Origin of the sequence: Blautia sp. RTP21359st1_E11_RTP21359_211015 (assembly GCF_040910705.1) — a bacterium.
GTDB classification, from domain to species: domain Bacteria; phylum Bacillota; class Clostridia; order Lachnospirales; family Lachnospiraceae; genus Blautia_A; species Blautia_A fusiformis.
The window spans coordinates 1-12,418 of record NZ_JBDGAB010000013.1; the positions used below are offsets into that span (position 1 = coordinate 1).

General features: G+C 48.4%; 13 protein-coding genes. 9 read left to right on the forward strand and 4 right to left on the reverse strand.

The window, feature by feature from the left end:
* Together AB5026_RS06405 and AB5026_RS06410 are read right to left on the reverse strand one after the other, a co-directional pair.
* Positions 1 to 107, reverse strand: a 107-nt coding sequence (locus AB5026_RS06405) for a MerR family DNA-binding transcriptional regulator (protein WP_129974604.1), incomplete at its 3' end; no start/stop codon positions are given.
* A 68-nt stretch (positions 108 to 175) separates the two neighbouring features.
* On the reverse strand, positions 176 to 1,390 hold the full coding sequence (locus AB5026_RS06410) for a dicarboxylate/amino acid:cation symporter (protein WP_215638463.1): 1,215 nt from the start codon (positions 1,388 to 1,390) through the stop codon (positions 176 to 178).
* Between the two features lie 80 nt (positions 1,391 to 1,470).
* Between AB5026_RS06410 and AB5026_RS06415 the strand changes: the two genes are divergently transcribed.
* The 3 genes from AB5026_RS06415 to AB5026_RS06425 all read left to right on the forward strand — a co-directional run bounded on the left by AB5026_RS06415 (position 1,471) and on the right by AB5026_RS06425 (position 4,284).
* Positions 1,471 to 2,616: an aminotransferase class V-fold PLP-dependent enzyme gene (locus AB5026_RS06415; protein WP_195273487.1), complete on the forward strand. Its 1,146-nt coding sequence runs from the start codon at positions 1,471 to 1,473 to the stop codon at positions 2,614 to 2,616.
* Positions 2,617 to 2,648: 32 nt separating this feature from the next.
* Positions 2,649 to 3,653 carry an XdhC/CoxI family protein gene (locus AB5026_RS06420; protein ID WP_195273485.1) on the forward strand — a complete coding sequence of 335 codons (1,005 nt, stop codon included), beginning with the start codon at positions 2,649 to 2,651 and terminating at the stop codon, positions 3,651 to 3,653.
* Positions 3,654 to 3,744: 91 nt separating this feature from the next.
* Positions 3,745 to 4,284 (forward strand): SH3 domain-containing protein, encoded by a 540-nt coding sequence (locus AB5026_RS06425; RefSeq protein WP_110102218.1) that lies wholly within the window; start codon positions 3,745 to 3,747, stop codon positions 4,282 to 4,284.
* Positions 4,285 to 4,475: 191 nt separating this feature from the next.
* Here the strand turns inward: AB5026_RS06425 and AB5026_RS06430 are convergent, their stop codons facing one another.
* Positions 4,476 to 4,955 carry an S-ribosylhomocysteine lyase gene (locus AB5026_RS06430; protein WP_110102220.1) on the reverse strand — a complete coding sequence of 160 codons (480 nt, stop codon included), beginning with the start codon at positions 4,953 to 4,955 and terminating at the stop codon, positions 4,476 to 4,478.
* Positions 4,956 to 5,245: 290 nt separating this feature from the next.
* Here AB5026_RS06430 and AB5026_RS06435 point away from each other — a divergent pair, with 290 nt between their 5' ends.
* The 4 genes from AB5026_RS06435 to AB5026_RS06450 all read left to right on the forward strand — a co-directional run bounded on the left by AB5026_RS06435 (position 5,246) and on the right by AB5026_RS06450 (position 8,891).
* Positions 5,246 to 6,094, forward strand: a complete 849-nt coding sequence (locus AB5026_RS06435) for a peptidylprolyl isomerase (protein ID WP_368213008.1) — start codon at positions 5,246 to 5,248, stop codon at positions 6,092 to 6,094.
* Between the two features lie 14 nt (positions 6,095 to 6,108).
* Entirely contained in the window at positions 6,109 to 7,314 is a 1,206-nt protein-coding gene (coaBC, locus tag AB5026_RS06440) for a bifunctional phosphopantothenoylcysteine decarboxylase/phosphopantothenate--cysteine ligase CoaBC (RefSeq protein ID WP_118608801.1), read from the forward strand.
* Between the two features lie 154 nt (positions 7,315 to 7,468).
* Positions 7,469 to 8,107 (forward strand): ECF transporter S component, encoded by a 639-nt coding sequence (locus tag AB5026_RS06445; protein WP_118608802.1) that lies wholly within the window; start codon positions 7,469 to 7,471, stop codon positions 8,105 to 8,107.
* A 19-nt stretch (positions 8,108 to 8,126) separates the two neighbouring features.
* The gene (locus tag AB5026_RS06450) at positions 8,127 to 8,891 is read left to right on the forward strand and encodes a type III pantothenate kinase (RefSeq protein WP_092069061.1); all 765 of its coding nucleotides are present in this window, start codon (positions 8,127 to 8,129) and stop codon (positions 8,889 to 8,891) included.
* A gap of 54 nt (positions 8,892 to 8,945) precedes the next feature.
* Here the strand turns inward: AB5026_RS06450 and AB5026_RS06455 are convergent, their stop codons facing one another.
* Positions 8,946 to 9,842: an RluA family pseudouridine synthase gene (locus AB5026_RS06455; protein WP_118608803.1), complete on the reverse strand. Its 897-nt coding sequence runs from the start codon at positions 9,840 to 9,842 to the stop codon at positions 8,946 to 8,948.
* 622 nt (positions 9,843 to 10,464) lie between these two features.
* Between AB5026_RS06455 and AB5026_RS06460 the strand changes: the two genes are divergently transcribed.
* Together AB5026_RS06460 and pssD are read left to right on the forward strand one after the other, a co-directional pair.
* Positions 10,465 to 11,586, forward strand: coding sequence for a transposase (locus AB5026_RS06460; RefSeq protein WP_302746980.1), 1,122 nt, complete (start codon positions 10,465 to 10,467; stop codon positions 11,584 to 11,586).
* 366 nt (positions 11,587 to 11,952) lie between these two features.
* Positions 11,953 to 12,402 carry a PssD/Cps14F family polysaccharide biosynthesis glycosyltransferase gene (gene pssD, locus AB5026_RS06465; RefSeq protein WP_118753112.1) on the forward strand — a complete coding sequence of 150 codons (450 nt, stop codon included), beginning with the start codon at positions 11,953 to 11,955 and terminating at the stop codon, positions 12,400 to 12,402.
* Positions 12,403 to 12,418: the final 16 nt, after the last annotated feature.

The following is a 12,418-nucleotide window of genomic DNA, read 5'->3' on the forward strand; positions in this document are numbered from 1 at the left end:
GTTGGAGTTCGGTTTGCTTTTAAGATTCCCTCTCTGTCCCATCTCTGAAGCGTTTTTACAGAAACACCTAATAATTCCGCAAAATCTTTTGGTTTATAATTTGTGATATTTGATGTGTCCATAATATACCTCCATAAGTATATTTAAACACATTTAATATCTTTTTGCAATATATTTAGTTACTTATATCATCCTCCTCAATATGATGGCGCTTTGCATAGCCGGTAAGCATCAGCGTCAGTGCGCCGTCGCCGGTCACGTTGCATGCAGTTCCGAAGCTGTCCTGCAGTGCAAAGATGGTAAGCATCAATGCAGTGCCGGAGCTGTCGAATTTCAGTATCCCGGTGATGATGCCAAGGGATGCCATGACAGTTCCTCCGGGAACACCGGGAGCTCCGATGGCAAAGATACCCAGAAGAAGGCAGAACAGAACCATGGTACCTGGCGTTGGAACGGAACCGTACAGGATCTTCGAAATCGCCATACAGAAGAAAACCTCTGTCAGGACGGAACCACAGAGATGGATGTTTGCAAACAGAGGAATCCCGAAGCTGACCAGATCCTTGCGGAGAGGTTTTGCTTTGGAGGCACACTGCAGTGCAACGGCCAGGGTGGCTGCAGAGGACATGGTCCCTACGGCAGTCAGATAGGCAGGACCATAATGGCGGACAACCTCCAGAGGATTTTCTCCGGAATAGATTCCTGCAAGGATGTAAAGAAGAGCCATCCAGATAAAATGCCCGGCAAGCACCAGTACGATGATCTTCAGAAAAACAGGCAGCTGTCTGGTGATGGTTCCTTCGTAGGCAAGGCCGCAGAAGGTAGTGCCGATAAATAACGGAAGAATGGGGATGATGATCCGAGCCACCAGAGAAAGAACGATTTTCTGAAATTCATCCAGGAGCCCAGTGATCAGCTTTGCCTTTGTCCAAGTGGCGGCAAGTCCCAGCATCATTGCAAAAACAAGAGCACTCATAACGGACATGATCTGTGGGATCTCCAGCTCAAAGATCACCTCCGGCAGCCGCTTCAGTCCTGCAGCATAGGAATGGATGGACAGATGTGGAATGATGAGAAAGCCAGAGGCTGTGGAAAAAAGCGCTGCGCCAACAGAGGAGCCGTAAGCGAGGACAACCGCAACACCCAGCATCAGCGAAGCATTTTTGCCAAGCCTGGTAATGGACGGAGCGATAAATCCCAGCACGATCAGCGGCACGCAGAAGGTAATGATCTGGCCCAGAATGTACTTGATAGTAACTGTGATATTAAGAACTGCCATGGAGATTCCGTTGGTGCTGTACCGGTTCAGGATAAGCCCGGCTATGATCCCCAGGATTACAGCGACCAGCAGCTTAAATGGCAGACTGTTGAAAAAAGATGTTTTTTTCATTGGAAAACCTCCTCGGATAGTATAAAATAAAGCCAGAGTTTATTATAAAGGTATTTGATAAAAATCACAAGGAGGGTCAAATGATTTATCTGGATAACGCGGCTACAAGCTTTCACAAGCCGGACTGTGTGCCGCGTGCTGTGGTGGAAGCCATGCAGCATGCAGGAAACAGCGGAAGGGGCAGCAGCGGCGAAGCAATGGCAGCCTCAAGGCTTATTTTTAATACAAGATGCCAGATCGCAGAGATGTTTGACGTATGGGGACCGGAATGTGTGGCTTTTACATCCAATGACACGGAAGCGCTCAATATCGCCCTGCAGGGAACACTTCATCCAGAGGAGGGAACTATCCATGCGATCTGTACGGAGATGGATCACAACAGTGTGCTCCGTCCGCTGTACCGCCTGGAAAAAAAAGGCATGAAGCTTACGATCCTGCCGGCAGACCGCAAGGGACGGATCTCCCTTACGGAGCTTGAAGCAGCCATCCGTCCGGAGACGAAGGTGATCGTCTGTACCCACGCCTCCAATCTGACAGGAAATCTCAATGATATCCACGCCATCGGTGAGATCGCACAGAAGCACCAGAAGCTTTTTATTGTGGATGCTGCCCAGACAGCAGGAGTATTTCCGATTTCCATGAAAAAAGATCATATAGATATTCTTTGCTTTTCCGGACATAAGGGCCTTATGGGACCCCAGGGCACAGGCGCCATCTGCGTTCGGCCGGGGGTATCTGTGGAGCCTCTGAAGGTAGGCGGAAGCGGCGTCCTCACCTTTCAGAGAGAGCATCCGCAGGATATGCCGGAGACACTGGAGGCAGGCACCCTGAACAGCCACGGGATCGCAGGTCTTGGCGCAGCCATCAGCTGGATTACCGAAATTGGAACAGAACAGATCCGAAAAAGAGAGCAGCAGCTGATGTGGCGTTTTTATGACCAGGTAAAGGAAATTCCGGGAGTCACCCTGTACGGGGATTTTTCCAGGGAAGAACGCTCCCCTGTGGTGACTCTGAATATTGCAGAGATGGATTCGGCAGAGGTGGCCATGGTCCTTGATGAAGAGTACGGGATCAGTGTAAGAGCCGGCGGCCACTGTGCACCGCTGATGCACAAAGCACTGGGAACCGAAAAAACAGGAGCCGTCCGCTTCAGCTTTTCTTATTTTAATACGGAAGAAGAGGTGGACACTGCTGCCGGGGCGGTAAAGGAGCTTGCCGCGGAATAAACAGCGAAAGACGGACAGAAAGGACACAAAGAATGTATCAGACAATATATGATGTGGTAGAAAAAAGAGGGCGTGTAAAAACAGGGATCCTTCTGAACGGAAAGGATGCCGGGCTGAAATATCTTTTGGAAGAAAGCAGCTTTTTTTATCCGAAGAGAGCAGAAAGAAATAAAGAAGCAGAAGAATTCCTGAAGGCTTCCGTGGAAGCAGCTGTGGAAACCGGCGTTGTGAAAAACGGAGACCGGGAGATATTTGTGGAAACCTACGAGAAGAATCCCAGGCTGATCATACTGGGTGGCGGCCATGTTTCTCTTCCGGTAGCAGAGATCGGCAGGATGCTGGGCTTTCATGTAACAGTCATGGATGATCGGGAGGAATTTGTGACGGATGAAAGATTTCCCATGGCAGATGAGAGGATCTTTGGAGAGTTTGATACCCTGTCCGACAGGATCCCTCCCTATGAAAATGCCTACTATGTAGTGGTGACACGAGGCCATCTGGGAGATTCCGCCTGTGCAAGAGCGATCCTTAAGAGACCCTTTGCATATTTCGGAATGATCGGAAGCAGGACAAAGGTGCGGATCACCAGGGAAAAGCTCCTGAAAGAGGGCTTTACGGAGGAACAGCTGGATCAGATCCATGCCCCCATCGGACTTCCCATCGGAGGACAGATGCCGGCGGAGATCGCCGTGAGCATCATGGCAGAGATCGTGCAGGAAAAGAACCGGCATTTCCGCACCTACTGTGATGAGGAGGTGGAGGCAGCAGTACGCCGCAGGACACCGGGAACCATGGTTACGATCATCGAGAAGAAGGGCTCCTCACCAAGAGGAACCGGGAGCAAGATGTTCGTATTCCGGGACGGAAGCACGGCAGGAAGCATCGGCGGCGGGAAAGTGGAGTTTGAAGCCGGAAAACACGCAGTAAATATCCGAAATACGGAAACAAAGGTTTACGAGCTGGGACAGGGGGCAGGAGATCTGGGGATGATCTGCGGCGGAACTGTCCGGGTGCTTTTTGAGCCGGTAAATATGTGAAAGAACCGGCCAGGACTTGCATAATATTGCAGAATCGTGTATATTGGACGCAGAGAATTTTTTACCGGCGTATAAGGAGGAATCAGATAAAATGAAGAAAAAATGTATTATGGCTTTGATAATAGGCGCGGCTTTCCTTGCACAGGGCTGTGGATATGAGGAAGGAACCGATGCAGTGGTAACAGTAGTAGATTCCACACCGACGCCGGAGCCCACAGAGAAGCCGAAGGCAACTGCAACACCTACACCGGAGGCAGCAGCAGATTCCACAGCAGACGGAGCAGCAGCGGCAGATTCCACCACAGCCGGGGCAGCAGATCCCTCAGCACAGACAGCAGCTACGGAGCAGACCCCAAGCGGCATCAACGTACAGGCTCAGGATGCCACCTACTATGCAGTGGAGGGTGTGAATTTACGTTCTGACGCCAATGCAGAGGCAGAGTTTGTGGCAGGTGTCCTTTCCGGAGAATCCCTGAAGTGTACCGGTGTCTGTGACAATGGATGGATCCGTGTGGATTATAATGGACAGACCTGCTACGCATCCGGTGACTATGTCAGCACAACACCGCCGGTAGGAGCAGTGGCGGCAGATACTACCGCAGAAGATACTACCGCAGAAGCAGCACAGTAGAGCACAGACTACAGGCTTTGACCAGATCAGGGAAATCCTGATCCTGCTTCAATTGCAGATATCTCCTTGATATAATAAAAAACAGGCAGCTGTATCCGATGAAATACATCGATACAGGCAGCCTGTTTTTTTGTTTCGGCATATAGTCCGTTCAGAACACAAGGATCATACCAGCGGATCGTACCCGCAGATCATTCTGGATAAACAAGACGGTCCGGTTTGATATCGTAGAGAACCTCGTTCAGGAATTTCTTTGCCAGATATTTTGCCATGCCAAGGTTCATATCCAGATAATTTCCGCAGTCCTTGGGAGAAGCTCCCGGGATCTCACCCTCAAAATCGCGGATAAATTCAAACATCTCGATCATCAGCGGAACGATATCTCTGGATTCATAATCCCCGTTAAGAAGAAGATAATTTCCGGTACGGCAGCCCATAGGACCCCAGTAAATGACCTTCGGGCCAAACTCCTTATGGTTCCGCAGGAAGGTAGCTGCCAGATGCTCCATGGTGTGAAGCTCGGCTGTGTTCATAACAGGCTCCTCATTGGGAGAAGTCATACGGATATCGAAGGTAGTGATCACCTGATCTCCAACCGGATCCTTACGTGAAACGTATACGCCAGGCTGAAGCTTGATATGGTCAATGGTAAAACTTGTGATCTTTTCCATGTTGATTCCTCACTTTCTTATATGTACGGAGCCCATAATAAGCTCCATACATGATTTTAGCAGAGAACCGGAAGAGATACAAGGCAAAACAAAGGGAATCCTGCACCTGGTTCCGTGCAAAGTTGACTTTATGAAAAGATGATGTTAAACTGAGAAAAGCTTACAGGGGGAGAGTGAAAAGCTCACCTGAAAATGCCGGAACAGGCGTTTTCGGGATCTGATAAGGAGGACTTATAAATATGAAACGTAAGGTTTTAGCCGTATTATTTGCGACAGCTCTTACCGCAGGAATGCTTTCCGGGTGCGGAAGCACAGACAGTACTTCTGACAAAGCAGACCAGAAGGAAGAATCTCTGGAGGAAGAAACCTCAGAAGGACAGACAGGCGTAGATGAAGAGACAGCAGCCAATGCAGTATCCGAAGAGGAGGCTGAGGCGGCAGGCTTTTCAGACCATGAAGAAAGCGCCGATGATCAGGAGACTTCCGGTGATGCAGAGGACACCTCACATGAAACCGAAGCTTCTGCAGACAACTCCGCAGACAGTACAGAGGATACAGACAGCGCAGACGGAGAATTTTCCGATGGTTCCGAGGATGCACAAATGGCAGGAACAACTGTGATCGATACCAGCCAGCAGCTGACAGGAACCCATCATGCTGCCATCACCGTAAAGGATTATGGCGAGATCGATGTAGAGCTGGATGCAGACACCGCACCCATCACAGTCACAAATTTTGTAAAGCTGGTACAGGACAATTTTTATGACGGTCTGACCTTCCACCGGATCATTGACGGATTTATGATCCAGGGCGGAGATCCAAACGGAGACGGAACCGGCGGAGCAGAGGATACCATCAAGGGCGAATTTTCCAGCAATGGAGTGAAAAACGATATTTCTCATGTAAGAGGAACCATTTCCATGGCCCGCAGCACAGATCCGGACAGCGCAAGCTCTCAGTTCTTTATCGTACAGTCCGATTCCACACATCTGGATGGCGACTATGCTGCATTCGGACACGTGACCTCCGGGATGGACATTGTAGATCAGATCTGCAAGGATGCCAAACCGACAGACGGCAACGGAACTATTGCAAAGGATCAGCAGCCGGTGATCGAGAGTATCCGTATGGTTGACTGACAGGAGGGAGAAGGATGCTGAAAGGGAAAACAGTGCTTCTTGGCATCACAGGAAGTATTGCTGCGTACAAGATCGCATATCTGGCAAGTGCATTACATAAGCTTCATGCAGATGTTCATGTACTGATGACAGAGAATGCAACGAACTTTATCAATCCGATCACATTTGAAACACTGACCGGGAATAAATGCCTGGTGGATACCTTTGACCGGAACTTTCAGTTCCAGGTAGAGCACGTATCCATTGCCAAGAAGGCAGATGTTGTGATGATCGCACCAGCCAGTGCAAACGTGATCGGAAAGCTGGCTAATGGCCTTGCGGATGATATGCTCACCACTACGGTAATGGCCTGCAGATGTCAGAAAATTCTTTCACCGGCCATGAATACTGCCATGTATGAGAATCCCGTGGTACAGGACAATATCCGGAAGCTGAAAAACTACGGATATGAGGTGATCACACCGGCCAGCGGCTACCTGGCATGCGGAGACACCGGAGCCGGAAAAATGCCGGAGCCGGAAACCCTTCTGGAATATATCCTGAAGGAAGCCGCCTTCCAGAAAGACCTTGCCGGCAAAAAGCTCCTGGTAACGGCCGGACCTACCCAGGAGGCCATCGACCCGGTCCGCTGTCTCACCAACCATTCATCCGGAAAGATGGGATACGCCATTGCAAAAATGGCCATGCTCAGAGGAGCGGAGGTTACGCTGGTAAGCGGACCTACTGCCATTGAGCCGCCCCTTTTTGTGAAGGTCGTACCTGTGACATCTGCCAGAGATATGTTCGAGGCAGTCACCGGCTTAAGTGATGAACAGGACATCATCATCAAGGCTGCCGCAGTGGCAGACTACCGTCCGAAGCAGGTCAGCGAAGACAAGGTTAAGAAAAAAGACGATCAGGCTTCCATAGAGCTCGAGAGGACAGACGACATTCTGAAATATCTGGGCCAGCACAAAAAGCAGGGCCAGTTCCTCTGCGGATTTTCCATGGAGACCAGAGACATGCTCCGCAATTCCAGAGCCAAGCTTGAGAAGAAAAACCTGGATATGGTGGCAGCCAACAACCTGAAGGTAGAAGGCGCCGGATTCCAGGGAGATACCAATGTCCTGACTCTGATCACACAGGACGAAGAAGTGTCACTCCCGCTTATGAGCAAGGAGGATGCAGCGTTAAAGATCCTGGATAAGATCCTTCTGCTTACCACAAAGGCAGAAGCATAGCTACAGAGCCGGTCAGAGAGCCGGTTTTAACAACGAAAAGCGGAACAAAAAGATCACCGCTTTCCATCACCGTATTGTATCCGCAGAAAACGCCGGGAAATGCTGTATTTCCGGAAATATTCACAGAGCGGAACGGTAACAAGGAGGAGAAGAAATGAAAAACAACAGATTTACAACAGCGCAGCTTACATTACTCGGCCTGATGGCAGCGATCCTTCTGCTGATGGCCTACACACCACTGGGATATCTGAACATCGGGCCACTGGCCATTTCCTTTAACGTGATCCCGGTAGCCATCAGTGCAGTCGTCCTTGGACCTGTAGGAGGAGCCGTGGCAGGTGCGATCTTCGGCCTGACCAGCTTTCTCCAGTGCATCGGAGTAGGCGGCTCCAGTGCAATGGGAGTTGTGCTTTTCGGTATCAATCCGGTATTTGCCTTTATCCAGCGCTTCATCCCACGTCTTCTGGACGGTATCTGCCTCGGATATATTTTTAAAGGCATGCGAAAGGTCAGCAATACCTATGTGGCATGTGCAGTAACCGGATTCTTTTCCGCATTCCTGAATACACTGTTCTTCATGGCAGCACTTGTAGGACTGTTCGGAAATACCGATTATGTAAAAAATCTGATGGGCGGTCATAACATCATCATCGGCTGCTGTCTTATGGTAGGGATCAACGCAGTATGCGAAATGATTTCCTCCACAGTGATCACAGGAGCAGTGGGAGCTGCACTTTCCAAGGCACATCTGATCCCATCTGCACAGATCAGTTGTAAGAAGACAAAAGCATAAAGACGGGGAAAATAAAATTATGATATTAGCAATTGATATTGGAAATACCAACATAGTCGTGGGCTGCATCGATGATCAAAAAACATACTTCATCGAGAGACTTGCTACCGTAAGAACAAAAACAGAACTGGAATATGCCGTAGACCTGAAAACCTTACTGGAAATCTACCACATCAAAAAGGCAGACATAGAAGGCTGTATCATTTCATCTGTAGTCCCGCAGATCACCAACATTGCCAGGCTGGCAGCAGAAAAGATCCTCAAAAAAGAAGTCATGGTCCTGGGACCAGGAGTAAAAACAGGTCTGAACATCATGATGGACAACCCCGGACAGCTGGGCGCGGATCTTGTGGCAGACGCTGTGGCAGGATTAAATGAATATCCGGTTCCGTTTATTGTGATCGATATGGGAACCGCCACTACAGTTTCGGTTGTCAACAGCAAAAAGCAATACATTGGCGGAATGATCCTTCCTGGCATCGGAATATCCCTGGATGCACTGACAGCCAGAGCATCCCAGCTCAGCGGGATCAGCATCGATGCCCCGAAGCATGTGATCGGGCGCAATACCATCGAATGCATGAAAAGCGGCGTGCTCTACAGCAACGCAGCAGCCATCGACGGGATCATAGACCGGGTGGAAGAAGAGCTTGGTGAGAAAACAACCGTGATCGCAACAGGCGGTCTTGCAAAAAAGATCATTTCTCATTGTAAGAAAGAAATCATTCTGGATGAGGACCTTCTGCTCAAAGGACTCCTTGTGATCTACAAAAAAAATAAATAAAAACAAAAAAATCAGCTGCCGGTGCAGGAAACACCTACCGGACAGCTGATTTTTTTATTGTAGAAATGCTCTGCGGAAATCCTCAGGCACAGGTGCCAGGAAACACATAGGCTCCTCGGTGATGGGGTGAGCAAATTCCAGCTGGAAGGAATGCAGGGCCTGGCGTCCGATCCGGTCAAAAACCGGATGATACAGAAAATCCCCCGGCAGCGGACAGCCGATATATTTCATATGCACCCGGATCTGATGAGTCCGCCCCGTATCCAGATGCAGCTCCACAAGAGCATATCCGTTGCTGACTGCAAGACGCTCATAATGAGTCACGGCAGCCTCCCCACGCTCAAAATTAACCTCCCTTGTGATCACAGAAGCATCCATTCTGGCAACAGGGGCGGAGATCGTACCCCTTTCCGGTGGGATCCCGTCAGTAAGTGCAAGATAGGTACGTCGGATCTGACGCTGCTTCATCTGGGCAGAGAGAAGAGCCCCGCTCAGAGGGTTCTTGGCAAGCACCAGCACCCCGGTGGTATCCCTGTCCAGCCGGTTGATGCAACGGTAGACAAAAGCCTTCCCCTGCTGCTTATAATACCAGGCAACACCGTTGGCAAGCGTATTCTCGTAGTTCCCGGCAGAGGGATGCACAGGCATATCAGCAGGCTTGTTTAGCACAAGGATATCCTCATCCTCATACAGGATATCAAGAGGCAGCGGTACCGGAAGGATAGAAGACTCCGATCCCTCCCCGGCTTCCTCCGGAACAAGGATCCGAAGAACATCCCCCTCCCTCAGGACCGTTCTGCCAAAAGCCGGCTGCCCGTTCAGCAGGATCGCCTGCTCCGCCCGCTTCATAGTAGTCAATATATGTTTGGAAAAACCCTTTTTCCGAAGAAACCCAAGAATATTTTCCCCGGACTCCCCGGTTAAGATCGTATAGGTAATAATTCTCTCCATAGAAAAAATCCTTTTCTGAAATTTAGCAGGCCAAAAGCCAGATCAGGCGGCCTGCGGGTATAGTATAGCATTTGGGGAGGAAAATGTCGATTAGGCATAAAAAAAGAGCTGGTACAAGAGGAAACATCCTTGGACAGCTCGTGGATTATGGGAAATGTGTCGCTTATTTATCTTCATTAGTCACAGACCAAAAAAGATATATTTTACAGCCATATATAAGGATACCATTGATATTTTCCTTTGTCAAGGCGTGCCAAAGATATGAAACATGCTAATAATGTCGTTTTTTAAGCATCATATGCAGTCATTTTCTATCAAAAAGTGAATAAACAGTCTGATAATCATCGAAATCTAACATTAGTGGTCACAAAAAGTGGTCACTTTTTTCTTGCGTAAATCCGCGTAAAATCAATACTTTTCAAGCTTTTTTCTTTTTTCTTTTCAATTATTAGTGGTCAAAATCGTGGTCAACTGTGCCGAAAAAAGCAGCATTTAACAGTGTTTCAAGCTCTTTTTCGCTAATGAAGATATTAAGCGATACCTGACAGCAGAAAGAGATGCCATGAAAACAGGATACAGTATCAAAACATGGAAAATGCGGCTCTTTTGTCCGGAAAAGCAGATGATCGAAACAACAGAAGCCCTGTATCGGGAAGCCGTAGCCTTTTACTATGAACTCCTGAAAGAAAGAGAAGAGCTCTGGGCCGAAAATCTGCTGACCATCCAGGGACATCTGGAAAAACTCACTGTTCCCGGAAGAGACGGAAGAGAACCAAAGTACATCCCGCCAGGCGGAAAGCTCCCCGTTTACTTTCGGAGATCTGCCATGAACAAAGCTGCAATGGCAGTAAAGACCGCAGCAAGCGCAGAAAGCTTCCCCGAAAAGATCGATGCTAACATCACCTTTTTCAAGGGAATGTACAGAGACCTGACAGACACCTCCGTAGTGCTGAAGCTCTGGAACGGAAAGAAATGGATCTGGGTACCCTGCGGACTTACAGGACGCCCTTTCCCCAAGGAAGCAGCGATCCTTTCACCGACACTGGTCCATGAGGAAAAATGGCTCATGTTCCATGTCCCTGTCAAGCAGGAAAACTCCGATGCCCGGACAGCAAAGGAACGAATGCAGGAAGGCGCCAGAGTATGCAGCGTCCGCTTTACCAATACGGACAGCTTTGCAGTATGCACAGTTCTGGATGAAGGATCCAGGCAGCTGGCTGTAAAAAACTGCAGAGGCGGAAATGCATACCGACATCATTGCAGAGCTTTGTTGAAAAAAGTAGAAGCATCCAGGGCATTTACCGATAAAGACAACGTCAGTCAGCCAAACAGGAAATATTACATGCATCTCAAGCACCTGAATGAACATTATGCACATCAGGTCAGCAAGGAGATCATAGATTTCTGCAAAGAAAAACACACCGGGATACTGGTACTGCCGGAGTATGATGAAGATTTTTCCAGGATATCCATGTACAGGAGTGGCAACTATTCGCCCCTTCACTTAAGTATCCGCATCCGGAATTATCTGAAATACAAAGCCTGGGCAGAAGGAATCCTGGTACTTGAGCTGCGCGCCGACGGAACAGAAAAGCAATGTTCCATCTGCGGAGCCACCGGAAAAAAACAGGGCAGCATATTCATCTGCCAGAACGGCCATCAGGTCAACCGCTTCCTGAACGGCGCCCGAAATCTGGGCCGCAAATGCCAGGAAAGCTTCCGGAAAAACAACAAACCAAGTTAATAAGCGGCAGGAATGCCTCTTATATATAAATGCTGAGCAATCAGCAAGAGAGGAAGCGCCAGTGACGCCTCCTTTCCGGTTGAATACCGCCAGGCGGCCCAACGCAGGCGTCGCCGAAGAACCACCGGTTTGGAGTGATCCGAAGGATGGGGGTGTATTCGAAGTTATAAGAATTAAGAGTAGTTAAAAATATATTTATGCGTATAACATACGGGTTTGTTGAACTTATATATCTAAAAAGCCTGCAAATGAGAGAGATATTTCTTATATAAATGCTGAGAAGAGAGTTATGAAAAAGAGGTAATACTAAAAAATCTCATTCCGATGTATACATAAATATTTTGAGGGATAAAGGAGCTAGAGAACATGAAAGTATGTTTAGTAGGTTCATCAGGTGGTCATTTAACCCATCTTTATATGTTAAAACCTTTTTGGAAAGATAAAGAGCATTTTTGGGTAACATTTGATAAAGAAGATGCGAGAAGCCTCTTAGAAGGAGAAAAAATGTATCCTTGCTATTATCCAACCAATCGTAGTCTAAGAGCACTTATTAAAAATACAAAAATTGCATGGAAAGTACTTCATAAAGAAAAACCAGATCTAATCATTTCGTGTGGCGCAGCTGTGGCTGTTCCGTTCTTTTATCTTGGAAAGAAGATGGGCGCAAAACTGGTTTACATTGAGGTGTTTGATCGTATTGACAAGCCGACAATGACCGGTAAGATGGTCTATCCCATTGTAGATAAGTTTATTGTGCAGTGGGAAGAACAGAAAAAGGTTTATCCGAAAGCAATTAACCTGGGCAGCATATTTTAGGTAGGGGACGAAAACG

Excerpts from the sequence above, each read along its gene's own strand:
- AB5026_RS06410 (WP_215638463.1), bottom strand. The coding sequence starts at position 1,390 with ATGAAAAAAACATCTTTTTTCAACAGTCTGCCATTTAAGCTGCTGGTC.
- AB5026_RS06450 (WP_092069061.1), top strand. The coding sequence starts at position 8,127 with ATGATATTAGCAATTGATATTGGAAATACCAACATAGTCGTGGGCTGC.
- pssD (WP_118753112.1), top strand. The coding sequence starts at position 11,953 with ATGAAAGTATGTTTAGTAGGTTCATCAGGTGGTCATTTAACCCATCTT.
- AB5026_RS06435 (WP_368213008.1), top strand. The coding sequence starts at position 5,246 with ATGCTTTCCGGGTGCGGAAGCACAGACAGTACTTCTGACAAAGCAGAC.
- AB5026_RS06430 (WP_110102220.1), bottom strand. The coding sequence starts at position 4,955 with ATGGAAAAGATCACAAGTTTTACCATTGACCATATCAAGCTTCAGCCT.
- AB5026_RS06445 (WP_118608802.1), top strand. The coding sequence starts at position 7,469 with ATGAAAAACAACAGATTTACAACAGCGCAGCTTACATTACTCGGCCTG.
- AB5026_RS06455 (WP_118608803.1), bottom strand. The coding sequence starts at position 9,842 with ATGGAGAGAATTATTACCTATACGATCTTAACCGGGGAGTCCGGGGAA.
- AB5026_RS06420 (WP_195273485.1), top strand. The coding sequence starts at position 2,649 with ATGTATCAGACAATATATGATGTGGTAGAAAAAAGAGGGCGTGTAAAA.
- AB5026_RS06460 (WP_302746980.1), top strand. The coding sequence starts at position 10,465 with ATGATCGAAACAACAGAAGCCCTGTATCGGGAAGCCGTAGCCTTTTAC.
- AB5026_RS06425 (WP_110102218.1), top strand. The coding sequence starts at position 3,745 with ATGAAGAAAAAATGTATTATGGCTTTGATAATAGGCGCGGCTTTCCTT.
- AB5026_RS06415 (WP_195273487.1), top strand. The coding sequence starts at position 1,471 with ATGATTTATCTGGATAACGCGGCTACAAGCTTTCACAAGCCGGACTGT.
- coaBC (WP_118608801.1), top strand. The coding sequence starts at position 6,109 with ATGCTGAAAGGGAAAACAGTGCTTCTTGGCATCACAGGAAGTATTGCT.